General features: G+C 62.7%; 13 protein-coding genes. 6 read left to right on the top strand and 7 right to left on the bottom strand.

The features are described 5' to 3' along the window. Positions 1–17 precede the first annotated feature (17 nt). The 7 genes from WH303_RS15490 to xseA all read right to left on the bottom strand — a co-directional run bounded on the left by WH303_RS15490 (position 18) and on the right by xseA (position 11,512). Positions 18–1,430 carry an insecticidal delta-endotoxin Cry8Ea1 family protein gene (locus WH303_RS15490; protein ID WP_339519600.1) on the bottom strand — a complete coding sequence of 471 codons (1,413 nt, stop codon included), beginning with the start codon at positions 1,428–1,430 and terminating at the stop codon, positions 18–20. 1,186 nt (positions 1,431–2,616) lie between these two features. Then, a complete protein-coding gene (locus WH303_RS15485; protein WP_339519598.1) occupies positions 2,617–5,094 on the bottom strand; it encodes a TonB-dependent siderophore receptor in 2,478 nt (825 codons plus the stop codon). A 164-nt stretch (positions 5,095–5,258) separates the two neighbouring features. Next, on the bottom strand, positions 5,259–6,266 hold the full coding sequence (locus tag WH303_RS15480; RefSeq protein WP_339519597.1) for a FecR domain-containing protein: 1,008 nt from the start codon (positions 6,264–6,266) through the stop codon (positions 5,259–5,261). 10 nt (positions 6,267–6,276) lie between these two features. Beyond that, positions 6,277–6,834 carry a sigma-70 family RNA polymerase sigma factor gene (locus WH303_RS15475; RefSeq protein ID WP_339519596.1) on the bottom strand — a complete coding sequence of 186 codons (558 nt, stop codon included), beginning with the start codon at positions 6,832–6,834 and terminating at the stop codon, positions 6,277–6,279. A gap of 29 nt (positions 6,835–6,863) precedes the next feature. Further along, positions 6,864–9,116, bottom strand: coding sequence for a TonB-dependent receptor (locus tag WH303_RS15470; RefSeq protein ID WP_339519595.1), 2,253 nt, complete (start codon positions 9,114–9,116; stop codon positions 6,864–6,866). Positions 9,117–9,358: 242 nt separating this feature from the next. Next, positions 9,359–9,940, bottom strand: coding sequence for a superoxide dismutase (locus WH303_RS15465; protein WP_021026539.1), 582 nt, complete (start codon positions 9,938–9,940; stop codon positions 9,359–9,361). A gap of 216 nt (positions 9,941–10,156) precedes the next feature. Continuing rightward, the gene (xseA, locus tag WH303_RS15460) at positions 10,157–11,512 is read right to left on the bottom strand and encodes an exodeoxyribonuclease VII large subunit (RefSeq protein ID WP_339519592.1); all 1,356 of its coding nucleotides are present in this window, start codon (positions 11,510–11,512) and stop codon (positions 10,157–10,159) included. A gap of 615 nt (positions 11,513–12,127) precedes the next feature. Between xseA and WH303_RS15455 the strand changes: the two genes are divergently transcribed. The 6 genes from WH303_RS15455 to kdsB all read left to right on the top strand — a co-directional run bounded on the left by WH303_RS15455 (position 12,128) and on the right by kdsB (position 16,300). Continuing rightward, entirely contained in the window at positions 12,128–12,748 is a 621-nt protein-coding gene (locus WH303_RS15455) for a MotA/TolQ/ExbB proton channel family protein (RefSeq protein ID WP_021026538.1), read from the top strand. Positions 12,749–12,767: 19 nt separating this feature from the next. Continuing rightward, positions 12,768–13,184 (top strand): ExbD/TolR family protein, encoded by a 417-nt coding sequence (locus WH303_RS15450; RefSeq protein ID WP_021026537.1) that lies wholly within the window; start codon positions 12,768–12,770, stop codon positions 13,182–13,184. Positions 13,185–13,226: 42 nt separating this feature from the next. Then, positions 13,227–14,354: a tetraacyldisaccharide 4'-kinase gene (lpxK, locus tag WH303_RS15445; protein WP_339519589.1), complete on the top strand. Its 1,128-nt coding sequence runs from the start codon at positions 13,227–13,229 to the stop codon at positions 14,352–14,354. Between the two features lie 8 nt (positions 14,355–14,362). After that, positions 14,363–14,560: a Trm112 family protein gene (locus tag WH303_RS15440; RefSeq protein WP_027010813.1), complete on the top strand. Its 198-nt coding sequence runs from the start codon at positions 14,363–14,365 to the stop codon at positions 14,558–14,560. Positions 14,561–14,723: 163 nt separating this feature from the next. Next, positions 14,724–15,320, top strand: coding sequence for a hypothetical protein (locus WH303_RS15435; protein ID WP_339519586.1), 597 nt, complete (start codon positions 14,724–14,726; stop codon positions 15,318–15,320). A 185-nt stretch (positions 15,321–15,505) separates the two neighbouring features. After that, entirely contained in the window at positions 15,506–16,300 is a 795-nt protein-coding gene (gene kdsB / locus WH303_RS15430) for a 3-deoxy-manno-octulosonate cytidylyltransferase (protein ID WP_339519584.1), read from the top strand. Positions 16,301–16,326: the final 26 nt, after the last annotated feature.

The raw sequence follows: 16,326 nt of genomic DNA, 5'->3' as shown, positions 1-16,326 counted from the left end.
TGGGTCATTGAGTTTCGCTATATTAAACCATGGTTGGGAATAGCTTCATCCTCCAGCCACTTCAGCACCTGCGGCGCAATCTTGGGTGCCATGCTGTTGAGGGCTTCGCGGGACATGGGAGCGCCACTGGGATGAATCAGTTGAAACCCGAATACGCAGCCACGGACAGCTCCTTCAGCGGCCCCCATTCCGATACCCACGTGACGAATTGAGGACAGCCGATGCCCAGAATAAGAACTATCAAACCTCCTGATAGGCGTGTCATCATCAGCATCTCTACCTACTTTCGTCCAGCGCCCATCATTGCTACGAAATCTCATTTGATACACACCTGCTGTAGCTTCCGCAGTAACCCTATTGATATATTTTCCCACCCGCACATTGTGGGAATTACTGATTCTGGAGCCGGAACTCATGACACTGCCATCTTCATACATCGCATCAAAACCGAATATAAAACGCGTGCGCCATTGCATTCTATCCCAGACTTCAAGGCTACTCAGCGGGGAGGATGGACGCCTCCACACTGGAATAACATCAGGCCTGCTATTTTTTCGCCCCAACCAGCCAATGACGGGCGTAAATATCTCGCGATCGAGTTTAATACGAGATTTACCAGGATAGCGAATCGGATCAAGATTCGCCCAGGTATCTCGCAGGTCAAGCACCGTCAACTGATATTTTGTTTTCTCTATCAGCATCGCGGACAAAGGCATGTTTTGCGCCAAGCCGACGGTAGAGTGCGGGTTATCTCTGCGCGCTTTATCGATGGTGGACGAGGCGTGGGTATCCACATAGATGGTATACCGTCTGATCAGCACAACCATTTCACTGGTGTATCTAGCCACAAGCCCGTCACTCAGACCAATATCTCGTCCTTTGAGCACCATATCTCTCAGCAATGCCAAATGAAGGGTAGCAGCGATCGCAAACAGAGGCAGCAGCGCAGCCTCCTCTCCTCTGACTTGAAACCCCGGAACCATGGCCGTAAATTGCGTATTGGCAGCGATGCTTTGAGCCCTAATTTCGTCACTATTTCCACTTTCAATAGCAATCTTATAGAGGCGACTGACTTCAGAAAGACCGACCAGATCCCTCTGAGCCAATCTCAACAATGCATCTGAAATCCTGGCTCTCATCAGGCGGTTCCACATCTGCTCCGGTGACTCACCAGAACTGGGTATAAACGATGCACCCAAAAATGACAAAAATCCGCCGATCACCGGGACTGCAAACGCACCAATGAGAATGCTCTCTCGTAAAACATCATAGATATCCCCCGCCAAACCAGACTGACGTACTTCGTCTTGCATAGGCAAATCATCATTGGCATAGACAAGCCCCGCAGTTGATAAGACAGATGCCCCAGCTGCGGCTCGTTGTATGAAAACTCTGCGCCCTGATGATGTCTCGAATTTTGCTTTTTTCATCGCTCATCTCCCACAATCCAGCTGATTAATATCAGCGTAGATTGATCACAACCAATAATAATATCCGGCACGCTTAAGGATACTTTGCACTTGCAGGCCAGAACGTTGGTAGCCAACTATAAATTATGTAGACATTGCTCACCTCCTCTGCCTAAAAGGCAGTCATCAATCCACTGAACATTGAACCAACCTTCCACTAGGATGGGCCGATACTAATAGACTGAAATTTTTGGTGCTCACATCAATTGTCTGTAATTGCTACCAACTCAATAAGACGATCTATTCAAGCCATACATTTAGCCGATCAAAATTTATCAGAACATGCTTCGCGTACCCCACACCTTCATGCCTGCATGCTCCTAAATCTCATTTTTGATTCTCTACAAACTGTCACCTGCTCCGCACCTGTGACCGGATAGTTGTCGCCAAGCTGCACCTGAAAAATCGTGGGGACTGACTAGTAAATCCAAACAAATACTTACACTTGTATAGGCATACTCCGCACTTGCTATAAAAACCTTTTGATGCAATATCACCATGCAGATTACTGCGAAGCAATCCACTTAAGACTCGATAGAAACAAGGCACTCGGTATTCATCAGTACGACCTCGCTGTGAGACAGTGAAGACCTGTTCAAAGTCCCCTACCCACTGCATTCAGCATCTTGGTGAATCAGAATCGCTGTCTGAACGACGTCAGTTGCGAGCGTTGCAACGCCCTCAGTGAGGTGCAGGAGAGTGAATGCAGGGGAAGGCTCCGTGCAAGGTGGAGCCGTATGTCATGTTCTGTGCCGCGCTGCGCCGGATCAGAAGCAGAGCCTGTGGGCCATACCGCTCCTCTAGTTGCCCAAGTGGCGCACAGTGCCTGCGTACTTTTCGATGTGGAACATATCCGGCGCAGCGATCTGCCTGTTGCAGGCATAAAAATCGCGACGCTGTGAGCGTGCAGCTAGGTGTCCCAGACATTCTGGATGGACAGGTCACCGTGCAGATCGCCAAGCAAAGTGGACGACACAGGTGGAGGGTGATGCCCTAACGCAGGGCAGTCCAGCGCAGCCTCAAGTGGCTGGTGATGCGCAAGCGATGGAGGAAAAACTGCGAGCTTGCCCAACAGCAGTCCGCAGCTCCTCCATTTGGCCTTGTTGGCCTTGTTGGCGCTACAGCGCAAACGACGGCGAACAGGCGCTTAGAACTTATAGCGCGCCGACAGGTAATAGCTGCGCGGATCCCCATACACGCCCGTGCCATACGAGCCCATGCCCGGCATATAGGTCTTGTTCAGCACATTGCTCAGGTTCAGCGCTACCGACAAGTGCGAGTCCACCTCCCAGCGCGCCATCAGGCCCAGCAAGGTGTAGGCCGGCTGGGTGGCGCGCCACTGGGTGTCGCCCGCTTGCTGGTAGTAGGTCTCGCTCTGCCAGCTAAGCGACCCGCCCACCGTCACGGGGTTCCACTGGCCGGGCAGGCGGTAGCTGGTGCTGAGCTTGACCAGGTGCTTGGGCTGGTTGGTGTTGACGGCGCTCAGGATCACATCGGGCTGGTAGCCCAAGGTGGACTCGCGGTAGGTGTAGCCCGCATACACATTCCAGGCCGGGGTGACCTGGCCGGAGACCTCCATCTCCACGCCCCGGCTCTTGACGCCCTTGGCCGCGATGTAGATTTCTTCGCCAGTGGCGGGGTTGGAATCCACATACTGCGCGGCATTGTTTTGCTGGGTGTGGAACAGCGCGACCGAGGTGTTGAGCTTGTCATCCAGCGGCGCGCCCTTGATGCCGATCTCCTGGCTCTTGCCGCTGAGCGGCGGCAGTGCCGCACCGCCCGCATCCTTGTAGTAGGTCTGCGGGTTGAAGATATCGGTGTAGCTCGCATAGGCCGACCACTGCTTGCTGAAGTCATAGACCACGCCGGCATAGGGAATGACCTTGTGGTTTACCTTCAGCCGGTCGTTGAGCGTGTAGGCGCTGCTTGCCAGATCGGTCTCGCCATCGACCAGGCGGTACCAGCTCAGCCGCGCGCCCAGGATGACGGACAGCGCATCGGTGGGGCGCAGGCGCACAGCACCAAACGCACCTTTTTCGGTGACGCGGGTATCGCGGTCGCTGATGCGATTGAATTGCGGCTCCGGTGCATTGCCTTGCCATTCAAAATAATTGTCCACGGGGTCGTAGCTGGAGGTATAGCCCGGCGCGCCACGGCGCCCGCGCGACCAACCCGCCCCCAAAGTCAGCTCATGGCTGCGGCCCAGCAGCTCGAACGGGCCTGACAGCACGGCGTTGAGCGAGTCGGTGGTCGAGGTGGTGGGGATTTTGACTGAGAGTCGGTTGATGCCCTGCCCCGTCACCGGATCGAGCTCCCCATAGGCCGCCACACCCACCTTTACATCACGGCTTTGGCGCAGGTGGCTGCCAGCCAGCTCCAGCTTCCAGCCGTTGTCAAACACATGTTTCAGATCGGCAAACAGGTTGCTGCTGTCGTTGTTCCAGTACGACCAGCGCGTAGCCGGGTTGAGCGAGGTCGGGAAATGCGTCTGCCGGCCATCCGAGAAAAACAGCGGCAGATGGCCATAGCTTGCGCCGTCAGCACGGGTCTGCATGTAGTCAATGCCCAGCGCTGCCGTGGTATGGGGCGCCAGGTCGGCCTCCACAATGCCATAGAGGTTGCGGGTATCGCGGCTGTAGTAGTTCACATGCGAATCGGCATTCTGCGCGGCGGCCACCATGCGCGCCCGCACGCTGCCATCGGCGTTCAGGGGTCCGGATACATCGGCCACACCGCGTTGCTTGCTCCAGGATCCCACACCACCTTCCAGCGAGGCCTGGAACTCCTTGGTGGGCCGCTTGCGCACCAGATTGACCACTGCACTGGGGTTGCCAGCGCCGGTCAACAGGCCGGTAGCACCTTTGACCACCTCCACCCGGTCGTAGATGGCGCTGTCAGCCAAAGACGTGGTGTACTGGCTGGCCGAGTCCATCGTATTGGGCATGCCGTCAAACTGGAAGTTCTCGACGGTAAAGCCGCGCGAGTAGAAGGTCGCGCGCTCGCTGTCATTGCGGCCCACGGTAATCCCGGTCACCTTGTCCAGAATCTCGGGCAGGTTGCTCAGGCCCTGGTCGTCCATCTGCTGGCGAGTGATCACCGTCACCGACTGCGGTGTCTCACGCAAGGACAAGCCCATGCGCGTTGCCGTGCTGGATTCCGCTGCCGTGTAAGAACCCGTGTGCTCCGAAGCAGCCACCCGGTCGGCCTGGGCCTGCACCACCACCGGCGCCAGCACCATCTCGCCCGCCACCGGGGCCTGGCTGGCCGCCGCGCGCTTGCGCAGCACATAAGAGCGGTCGCCCGCAGGCACGGCCTCCAGCCCGGTTCCCGCCAGTAGCAGCTGCAGTGCCTGGGCCACGGGCAGCTGCCCGCGCACGCCGGGCGATTGTGCGGCGCTCAGCAGCTCGGGCGTGCCGCTGACGCTGACACCGGTTTGCGATGCAAAGGCCACCAGCGCGGCTGGCAGTGGCCCGGCCGGCACCTGCAAGGATTGCACCGCGCCCGCAGGTGCAGTGGCCTGCTCGGCGGCGGTTTGGGCATGGGCCGGCACGGCCAGCCCCAGCATGGCGCTGACGCCCATGGTGATGACGGCGGCTTGCACCGCGCGGGCCAGGGTCGATGGCATGGGCTGCGCTCCCGCTGGGGTGGGGTGAGGACGATAAGAAACGGTTGGCATAAGGCTTCCTGCTTGGGGTCGGTACAGATGAATTCGCTGTCTCTATGCAGGACAGCCGACCGCACCCAAAGGGGCCAACTTGGCAGAAAATTTTTAAAAGTGCTGTGTAAAGTTCAGTGCGACAAGGGCAGCACCGTGATCCAGTAAGGAGTTCGGGCACTGATCTGCACCGGCAGCAAATGGGCCAGGTTGGCCAGCACCGCGTCGGTATCGGCCAGCTGGAACGCGCCCGAGATGCGCAGCGCCGCCACCTGCGGGTCGCAACGCAACCAGCCTTTGCGGTAGCGGCCCAGTTCGGCCAAAAAGGCATCCAGGCGCATGTTGTCGGCCGCCAGCACACCTTGCGTCCACTGGCTGGCCCCGGCCTGGGCGGCCTGTGGCTGTCCTGCTTCGCGGTCGCTAAAGCGCAGCTGCTGGCCGGCCTGCAAGCGCAGTGCTGCAGCGCCGCCGCGTGGCCGCACCTCCACCGCATCCTGCTGCACGGCCACATCGCTGTAGCCATCACCACAGCGCACACTAAAGCGCGTGCCCAGTGCACGTACCTCACCCTGCTCGGTGGTCACCATAAATGGCCTTGCGCTGGCCTGCGGATCGGGGGCTGTCTCCACATAGAGCGCGCCAGCGCGCAGATGGATGCGGCGCTGCAGCGCATCGAACTGCACATCGGCGGCACTGGCGGTGTCCAGCACCATGCGGCTGCCATCGGCCAGCGTCCAGCTGCGCCATTCGCCAGTGGCGGTGGCGTGGCTGGCCGTCCACTGCTGCATCGGGGCCATGCGCCAGGCCAGCCAGCCCGCGGGCACCGCCGTGATCAGCACTGCCAGCGCGCGCACGGTATCACGGCGCGTGGCACGGCGCTGGGGCCGCGTCAGCGCGGGCGAGCCCAGCGATGCCGGAATGGAGCCCGCCCGCAGGCTGACGGCCATCGCCCGCTGCCAGGCACGCTCATGCGCAGGCGATTGCGCCCGCCAGCGTGCCAGCGCGGCCTGCGCATCGGCGCTGCCGGCCTCCTCTTGCAGACGCACAAACCATTCGGCCGCCTGCATCGCCACCTCGCGGGTGATGAGGGGCGTGGCCGCAGGCGCGGGCACGGGCGCGGGCGGCGGATTCCAGACGCTCATGGCGGGCACCTCAGTCCGCCAGCAAAATGCACTCGGCCATGGCCTGGGCCATGTAGCGCTTGACCGAGCGCAGGCCCACGCCCAGCACCTGGGCAATCTCGGCATAGGTCAGGCCGTCGATCTGCGAGAGGATAAACACCGCCCTTACCTTGGCCGGCAGTGCATCGAGCATCGCATCGACCTCCTGCAAGGCTTGCAGAATGGCCAGTTGCCGCTCGGGCGAGATGGCCTCGGGCTCGGGCAACACCGCCAGCGCCTGCAGATAGGCCTGCTCCAGCGACTGCCTGCGCAGGTGGTTGACCAGCACATGCTTGGCCACCGTGGCCAGGTAGGCACGCGGGGCGCGCAGCGCAGCGGCCGGCGGCGTAGCCGCGCTGGCATCGCCATGGCTGGCAGCGGGGCTCAGCAGCCGCACAAAGGTGTCTTGCGCCAGGTCTGCAGCCTGGTGCGCATCACCGAGCCGGCGGCGCAGCCACCCTTGCAGCCAGCCATGGTGCTCCACATAGAGCGCGGCAATATCGGGCAGCACGGGCGCAGGCTGCAGGGGCACGGGGCTGGTCGCAGTCATGGGGCACACCGCAGTCCGGCTCTCAGCGCTTAGAAGTCCACACTGGCGCTGACCGTGAAGGTGCGCGGGTTGGACAGCACCAGGTAGCCGGTCGAACCCACCGAGGCCCAGTAGTTGCGGTTGGCTGCGTTCTCCACGCGGGCACGCAGGGTCACCAGGCGGCCATCGATTTCGGTCAGGTAGCGCGCGCCCAGGTCAAAGCGGGTCCAGCCTGCCACCTGCAAGGTATTGGTCGCATTGGCATAGCTGCTGCCAGTGGCCACCGCGCGGCCATCCAGGCTCAGTCCACGTACGCCCGGCACATCCCATTCCAGGCCCAGATTGCCTTGCTGGCGGGGCACGCCAATCACGCGCTTGCCGGCATTCGGGTTGTTGCCATCGGCTAGTTGCTTAGCATCCAGCCAGGTGACACCGCCCAGCACACGCAGGCCGCGTGTGACCTGGCCAAACACATTCAGCTCCAGGCCACGGTGGCGGTCCATGCCTTCAGGGCCGTAGACGCCCGAGATGGAATTGCGGAACACACGCGGCTTGTCGGTGGTGAACCAGGCCAGGCCCGCGCCGATATCGCCACCGTCCCACTTCAGGCCCACTTCCTTTTGCTTGGAGACATAGGGCGCCAGCGCCGCGCCGGCATTGGCCACCGGCAGGCCCGAAGACAGCGCCGGTGCAATCTCGCCCGGGGTCAGGCCTTCGATGTAGTTGGCGTAGAGCGATACCCGCTCGGCCGGCTTGAAGACCACGGCCGCCATCGGGCTGGTGCGGCTCTTGTCCACCTTGGGCGCTGCAATGCCGGTGTTGTAGGCAAAGGTCTGCGTCTCGATGGTCTGGTGGCGCACACCCAGCGTGAGCAGCAGGCGCTCATCGAACATCGACAGGGTGTCCGACAAGGCCAGGCTCGACAGCTTGATGCGGGCCTGCACGGCCGGGTCGTCCAGATTGTTCGAGCTGGTGCCCAAGGGCGGTGCCGCGCCATAGACCGGGTTGTACAGATTGGTGGCCAGCGCGCTGGCTGCGGGCTGCGAGTAGAAAGCGTTCTTGCGCTTGTCCGAGAAAGCCGAGGCTGCCAGCACGATGCTGTGGCCAATGCTGCCGGTGGTCAGCTTGCCGCGCAGGCCGACTTCGCCGGTGAAGATGTCATCGGCGCGGGTATTGTCAAAGCGCCCTTGGGTGCCGCTGCCGGTGCTGCCATTGTTCAGGGTCAGGCTGGCGAGCGAGTTGCGCTCGCGGCCAAAGCGTGCACCGCCGGCCACCCAGGCAGTGAGCCGGCTGTTGATGTCGTATTCGGCGCGAACCGAGCCAAAGCTGTCGCGCTCGTTCGAGTAGGTCCAGGGCTGGGCAAAGTTTTTGCTGTTGTCCGAAGCGCTGGGCACCTGGGTCACCGCGGCGCCCAAGGTCACATTGGGGCGTGGCGTGGTCAGCTTGTGGCTTTGGTAGCCCACATCGGCCGACAGGCGCAGATTGCTGGAGCGCCAATCCATCCCCAAGGACACCACACTCAGGTCGACGCCTTCGTCGTCGATCGTGGTATCGCCCTTGCGCTTGGCCACGTTGAGGCGCAGGCCGGTGGCCTGGTCGGGGCCAAAGCGGCGGCTGATGTCGGCCGCGGCATAGCCTTGCGCGCCGCTCGAGCCGCCCACGCTGACCCGCGTCAGCGGCTCGTTCGACGCACGCTTGGGCAGCAGGTTCAGGGCGCCGCCAATGCTGTCACCGGCGGGCGAGGCCCCATTCAAAAAGCCGCTGGCGCCGCGCAGCAGCTCTACGCGCTCAAACAGCTCGGCCGACACATACTGGCGCGGTAGCAGGCCGTAGAGGCCGTTGTAGGCAATGCTGTCCGAGCCCAGCACAAAGCCGCGCACAAAATACGATTCCTGGAAGTTGCCAAAACCGCGCGAGACCCGCACCGAGGCATCGTTTTGCAGTACATCGCCCACGCTGCGGGCCTGCTGGTCGCGGATCAGATCCTGGGTGTAGGCCGTCGTCGAGAACGGCGTGTTCATGATGTCTTCGGTGCCCAGAATGCCCACGCGGCCGCCGCGCGCGACCTGGCCGCCGGCATAGGCCTTGGACAGGCCCTGCGCCGATGCATCGGCACTGGCGTTGACGGTCACGGTCGGCAAGACGCTGTCTTCGCTGGTAGGTTGAGCTGCCGCAGCGGTGGCGGGAGCGGTGTCAGCAGCACCCTCCTGGGTTTGGGCCAAAGCGGGGGCGCGAGCAAAAGACACCAGCAGAACGACTGCGCCAGCCACCGGGTGGAGCGCAAAACGGGAAGCAAAAAACATACAGACAAGCAGCCAAGAAGCAAATGAGACTGATTATCAATCATGCATCTGAGCGCCCCGGCAAACTGGCGCAAATCAGGGGCTTTGCCAGAGGGAAGTGTTGCCTGTAGCTGACAGACTGGGCACTGGCGCTGCTGCACCGCCCTGCCCCCCCAAAAAGCAAAAGGCCGGATGCGGTGCAATGCACCATCCGGCCTTTTCTCTGATCAGGTGTGCCCGGCCATCATGCCGGGCAGCCGCTATCAGGCGAAATTGCTTTCCGCAAACTTCCAGTTCACCAGCTTGTCGAAGAAGGTTTCAACAAACTTGGGGCGGGCATTGCGGTAGTCGATGTAGTAGGCATGTTCCCAGACGTCAACGGTCAGCAGCGCTTTGTCGTCGGTGGTCAGCGGGGTGCCAGCGGCGCCGGTGTTGACGATGTCCACCGAGCCATCGGGCTTCTTGACCAGCCAGGTCCAGCCCGAGCCAAAGTTGCCCACGGCCGAAGCCTGGAAGGCCTTCTTGAACTCGGCGTAGCTGCCCCACTTCTTGTTGATGGCATCGGCCAGCGCGCCGCTTGGCTCAGCGCCGCCGCCGGGGGTCATGCAGTTCCAGAAGAAGGTGTGGTTCCAGATTTGAGCAGCCTGGTTGTAAATACCACCGGTCGCCTTCTTGATCACGGCTTCCAGTTCCAGGTTCTCGAACTCGGTGCCCTTTTGCAGCTCGTTGAGCTTGTCCACGTAGGCCTTGTGGTGCTTGCCGTGGTGGTATTCCAGCGTTTCCTGGCTGTAAGCAGGGGCCAGGGCATCAATCGCATAGGGCAGTGGTGGCAGAGTGCGTTCCATCGTGGTTTCCTCGTGGTTGGTATGGTTTCAAAGCCGGGCCAGGCGGTGTTGGCAAACACCGGCCAGCCAGCAGCCTCAGTAGTCGATTGTAAAAAGGAAAATCGACCCGTTTATGAATACGGGTTCAGCCCATTTACTATGACGACGATAGCATGCGAGCCAGACGGCACGGCGTCAGAATCCACCGCCAATCGATCGCCTGCACACCGAACCAACTTAGACCAGCAAGCGCTGGGTCGCCACCATATCGACACTGCCATCGGCCAGCTCGGCATGCAGGGCCTTGCCCGGTGTCGCCTGGGTTACCGAGCTCACCACCTGGCCTTGCATGTCGGTCAGCAAGGCATAGCCCCGTGACAGCACCTGGCGCGGGTTGAGCAACTCCAGCCGCGCATGCAGCTGCGCCAGGCGCTGCTCGCTGCGCTCCAGATGGCGCGCGGCCACCGTCGGGAACACGCTGGCCAGGTGCTGCACCCGCTTGTCCTGCCCATGCAACTGGCTTTGTGCAGCACTTTGCAGGCGGCGGCCCAGGCGGTCCAGCATCTGCTGCTGGCCGTGCACCAAGGACGAAGGCCTGCCGATCTGGCGCGCCGCCATGTCCAGGCGCTGCTGCTGGCGGTCCAGATGGCGCTCGACGCCATCGGCCAGGCGCTGCTCGGCGAGCTGCAGCGCAGCCAGCCAGACATCGCGCGGCTGGCAGACCAGCTCGGCAGCGGCCGTGGGCGTGGGCGCGCGCAGGTCGGCGCAGAAATCAGCGATCGTGAAGTCGGTCTCATGCCCCACGCCGCTCACCAGCGGCACCGGGCTTTGCACCACGGTGCGGGCCAGCTGCTCGTCGTTGAAGGCCCAGAGGTCCTCCAGCGAGCCACCGCCGCGCACCAGCAAGATGGTGTCGATGGCCACCGCCGGCGCGTCAATGCTCAGGCGGGCGTCATAGGCGATCTGGGCCTCAGCCAGGCGGTAGAGCTTTTGCAGCGCCGCCACCATCGATGGCGCCGCCTGCGCGCCCTGCACCAAAGCAGGGACCAGCACCACCGGCAGTTGCGGCACGCGGCGGCGCAAGGCCGTCACCACATCGTGCAGCGCCGCCGCGCCCAGCGAGGTGACGATGCCGATGCCGCGCGGCATCAGCGGCAGTTGCCGCTTGCGCTCGCTGTCAAACAGGCCTTCGGACTCCAGCTGCGCCTTGAGGCGCAGGAACTGCTCAAACAACGCCCCCTGCCCGGCCCGGCGCATGCCTTCGACAATCAGCTGCAGATCGCCGCGCTGCTCATAGACCCCCAGCTTGCCGACCACCTCGACCAGCTCGCCGTCGCGCGGGTTGAAGTCAAGCGCCTGCGCAGAGCGGCGAAACATCGCGCAGCGCACCTGGCCGTTGGCATCCTTGAGGTTGAAGTAGCAGTGGCCGCTGGCCGCGCGCGAGAAACCGCTGAGCTCCCCGCGCACCTCCACCGGGTTGAAGCGCGCCGCCAGCGCATCGGCCACCGCCCGGCACAGCGCGCCCACCTCCCATATACGGGGGCTGGGGGCGGCATTGGCAGCGGCAGTGGGCGGGTAGTGTGTGGTGTCCATAAAAATGGCCGGCTGAGCGGCAGGCTCGGCGCAGCAGAAATCAGGAGAGGTGAGTGTTGGTTGCGCCGCAGTACGGCATCCAGCAGACATGGTAGCGGCTGGAGCTTGCGCCAGGGATCCAGCGGGCTCGCCATCGTTTGCCAGATGCAGAGGCTCCGTTATCGGAAGGGGCTGCCAATTAGCTGCCAAAGCAACCACTGGCAGCGGCATTTTTTCCCGTCACAGCAACGACATAGAGGCCATGGAAGGCTCAAAAATCGCCTTTTCCCACACCTCCAATGCGCAGTAGTCCACAAGAGAGCGGCTCTGTGACAGCGTCATGCATACGTCATACTCTGTAGCACAAAATATTGAACCTACGTACAAGCTTTTGATTTTTCGATATTTTTATCAGCTTATTTTTTAAGCAATCTAAGAAAAACCCCGTAAATTGGGCAATTTTTCCGGCTGATGACACATTACCCACAAAGTTATCCACATTTTTTGTGGATGACTGGGCCTTTCCGGCATCCCGGGACTGTGGGTTGGACGCAGCGCCAGCGCCGATTTTAGGCGGACCGGCAGTGGCCTTGGGCCATAATGGCCGCTGAAAAAAGAAAGAGCGGAGAGAGAATCTTGTTTTCCATCATTCAAGCAGCAGGCTGGCCCATCTGGCCCTTGATTGCCTGCTCCATCCTGGCCCTGGCATTGATCGTTGAGCGCTTTGTGGCCTTGAAAGCTGACAAAGTCGCCCCGGCCAACCTGCTGCAGGAAGCCATGTCCGTCTCTGCCAATGGGGTGCCCAGCGCCGAAGTGGTGAACCAGCTCGGCCAGAACTCGTCGCTGGGCGAGGTGCTGGCCAGCGGCCTGCGCACCATCACCTTGGAGCCCCGCATCTCGGAGGCCGACCTGCGCGCCACGCTGGAGAGCACCGGCCGCCGCGAAGCGCAAAAGCTCGAAAAGTACCTCACCGCCCTCGCCACCATCGCATCGGCCGCGCCGTTGCTGGGCCTCTTGGGCACGGTGATCGGCATGATCGAGATCTTTGGCTCGCAAAGCGGTGGCGGCAACAACCCCAGCATGCTGGCCCATGGCATCTCGATCGCGCTGTACAACACCGCTTTCGGTCTGATGGTGGCCATCCCTGCCCTCATTTTCTGGCGCTACTTCCGCAGCCGGGTCGATGGCTACCTGCTCACCCTGGAGCTGTCGGCCGAGCAGTTTCTGCGCCACCTGAACAAGCTGCGCCGCAGCTGATCGCCGGGCAGGAGCCAGCATGAACTTTCGCCCCCGCACCACGACAGAGCCCGAGATCAACCTGATCCCGTTCATTGATGTGCTGCTGGTCGTGCTCATCTTCCTGATGCTCTCGACCACCTACAGCAAATTCACCGAGCTGCAGCTGACCTTGCCGACCGCCAATGCCGAGCAACTGCGCGACCGGCCCAAAGAGATCATCGTCTCCGTCGCTGCCGATGGGCGCTATGCCGTGGGCAAGGTCGCGCTGGAAGGCAAGACCGTGGCCGACATGGCCGAAGCACTGCGCAATGCCGCCACCGCTGGCAAGGACAGCGTGATCATCATCAGCGCTGATGCGCTGGCGCCGCACCAGTCGGTGGTCTCGGTGATGGAAGCCGCCCGCCGCGTGGGTCTGCAGCAGATCACCTTTGCCACCCAGACGGCCGCACGCTAAACCCCAGGCACTGCGCCTGGGCAGTGCTAGCATGCAGCCTGCATGACCGTCCCGCCTCCCCCTCCATCCACGCCTGCCGCGCCCTCCAGTGCCACGCGCCCCCGCTCGGCACGCATCACCGATGCCTGGCAGCGCAAAGGCCTGCTGGCCATCGCGCTGCTGCCGCTGTCCTGGTGCTATGCAGCGCTGGGCGCGCTGCGCCGCGCCCTCTACCGCACCGGTCTGTGCAAGGCCTACCGCGCGCCGGTGCCCGTGGTGGTGGTGGGCAATGTGATCGCCGGGGGCGCGGGCAAGACGCCTGTCACCCTGCACCTGGTGCAGGCCTTGCAGGCCCAGGGCTGGCGGCCAGCGGTCATCTCGCGCGGCTATGGGCGCGACAACAGCAAAAATCCCAATGCCATTGCCGTCAGCCCCGGCAGCGACCCGCGCCTGGTGGGCGATGAGCCCTTGCTGATCGCCCAGCGAAGTGGGGTACCGGTGTATGTGGCCGCACTGCGTGCTACCGCAGCAAAGGCCGCCTTGCAGGCCCACCCGGAGGTGGATGTGCTGGTTTGCGACGATGGCCTGCAGCACCTGGCGCTGGCCCGTGATGTGGAGATTGCCGTCTTCAACGCCCAAGGCATCGGCAATGGCTGGCAACTGCCGGCCGGGCCGCTGCGCGAGCCCTGGCCCCGGCGGCTGGATATTGCGCTCTACGCCGGCCCAGCGCCCCAGCAGCTGGCAGCCACAGGAGCAGCGGCCTGGCCGCTGCAGCGCAGCCTGGCCTGCTATGCTGTTGGCCAGGATGGCCGCCGCCATGCGCTTGCCGATCTGCGCGGCCGGCCGGTGCATGCGCTGGCCGCCATTGCCTATCCGCAGGAGTTTTTTGCGATGCTGCAAGCCCAGGGCCTGCAGCTCGCCCGCAGCGATGCACTGCCCGACCATGCGCCGCTGGACGACCCGGCCTGGCTGGCAAGCCTCGGAATCGCCGCGACCAGCGCACCTACAATAGGAGCACCCGATGCCCCCGTGCTGCTGTGCACCGAAAAGGATGCGCACAAGCTCTGGCGCATTGCCCCGCATGCGCTGGCTGTGCCGCTGGAGGTCGCCATCGACCCGGCCTTTGGCCAGCATGCCGATGCACTGCTGCGCCAGCGCCAGCCCGCATCGCCCCCTGTTAAGAAAGACTGATTGCTGCTATGGACCCGAAACTGCTCGAACTGCTGGTTTGCCCCGTCACCAAAGGCCCCCTGCGCTATGACCGCGAGCGCCAGGAGCTGGTCTCGCGCAGCGCGCGCCTGGCCTACCCGGTGCGCGATGGCATGCCCATCATGCTCGAAGGCGAAGCGCGCCCGCTCAGCGACGAAGAAATCGACGCCTTAGCTGCGGCAGATTAAGCTTTGATGAAGTTGCGGCCCCACCAGGGCCGGCATGGCCGTCCGCACAGGCAAACCCCAATAGCGGTTTTGTAAAAAAAAGACACAATTTGCTGAAATTTTAGGCACGCCGCCCCTGCGGGCAAGCCTTGTGGATTGCATCCATTACTTTCAGCACATTGCCATGCATACCCTGATTCTCAAGAAAACCGACAAAGGCATGGAGGCGCTGCGCGCCCGGGATCCCTCGTTGCCGCACCGCATGCGACCGGCCTTCATCATGTTTGATGGGCAAAAAAGCATTGAGCAGGTGATGGCACTGTCGCCGTCGGTGGGCGGACAGCTGCAGGTGCTCGAAGACATCAAGCAGCTGCTGCAGCAAGGCCTGCTGGAGTTGCTGCGCCCCAGCGACGCGGGCCAATGGCCCTCCAGTGCCAGCGACATCATTGACAGCCTGGCCGCCCCTGCGCCCACGCCGCCGCCCGCTGCCGCAGCCGCCCCAGCTGCTGCGCAGGCCACAGCCACCCAAGCGGCTGCCGCCATCAGCAATCCCAGCGAGCGCTATATCAAGGCCTATGCCGCTGCCAGCCAGCTGGTCAGCGGCCTGGGGCTCAAGGGCTTTCGGCTGCAGCTGCAACTGGAAAAAGCCCAGGGCTATGACGGCCTGGTCGCCATCCTGCCCAAGCTGCGCGAGATGATCGACGCCAAGAAGCTGCGCCCCATCGAAGCCATTCTGTTTGGCAGCAACGAGACCAATACGCCTGTCAAGCCTGCGCCCTGAGCTCGGGCGCCGCAGCAGCGGCGACTGCCTGGGTAGGTGGCTTGCCGCTGTCGGGCCTGGTCGGCTGCGACTCGCTGGTTGCACCTTGTCGGCCACCTCGCTGGCAGCACGTGGCCGGCCGCACCTCGCCGGCTGCCCTCCTCGCTACAATTTACGTCAGCTTCACTCTCCTCTCCTTTAGCACCATGGCATCCGCACCCGCGCCGTTTACTGTCTTGATTCCTTCGCGCATGGCCTCGTCGCGCCTGCCCAACAAGCCCCTGGTTGATATCGCCGGCCTGCCCATGGTGGTGCGCGTGGCCAAACGCGCGCAGGAGAGCGCCGCCCAGCGCGTGGTGGTGGCTGCAGATGACGAGCGCATCATCGACGCCTGCAAAAAGCATGGCGTGCAAGCGGTGATGACCTCGCCCAAGCACCCCAGTGGCAGCGACCGCCTGGCCGAGGCCTGCAATGTGCTGCAATTGGGCGGCGATGACATCGTGGTCAATGTGCAAGGCGACGAGCCCTTGATCGCGCCGGCGCTGATCGATGCGGTCGCGGCGCTGCTCAGCGACCGGCCCGAGGCCAGCATGGGCACCGTCGCGCACCCAATCGCTGATCTGGAGTCGCTGCTCAGCCCCAATGTCGTCAAGGTGGTGCTCGATGCCCAGGGCCTGGCCAGCTATTTCAGCCGCGCGCCCATCCCCTGGGGTCGTGATTTTGTCAATGTCGCCTGGTGGAAGAACCCCGGCACCACCGGCACGCCCGGTTTTGCGCCGCTGCACCATATGGGCATCTACAGCTACCGCGCCCAGTTTTTGCATACCTTCCCCACGCTCAGCCAGGCCCCCACCGAGCAGATCGAGATGCTCGAGCAGCTGCGCGCGATCTGGCATGGCCACCGCATCGCCGTGCATGTGACGCGGCAGATCCCCGGCTCGGGCGTTGATACGCCCGAAGACCTGGTGCGCGTGCGCCAGCTGCTGGGCGCGGTGATGTAACCCGCGTGCCTGCCCTGCACCGCAAC

The sequence above is a fragment of the Comamonas sp. MYb69 genome (assembly GCF_037479315.1).
Taxonomy (GTDB): Bacteria; Pseudomonadota; Gammaproteobacteria; order Burkholderiales; family Burkholderiaceae_C; genus Comamonas.
This window is presented reverse-complemented; position numbering and strand designations above follow the sequence as displayed.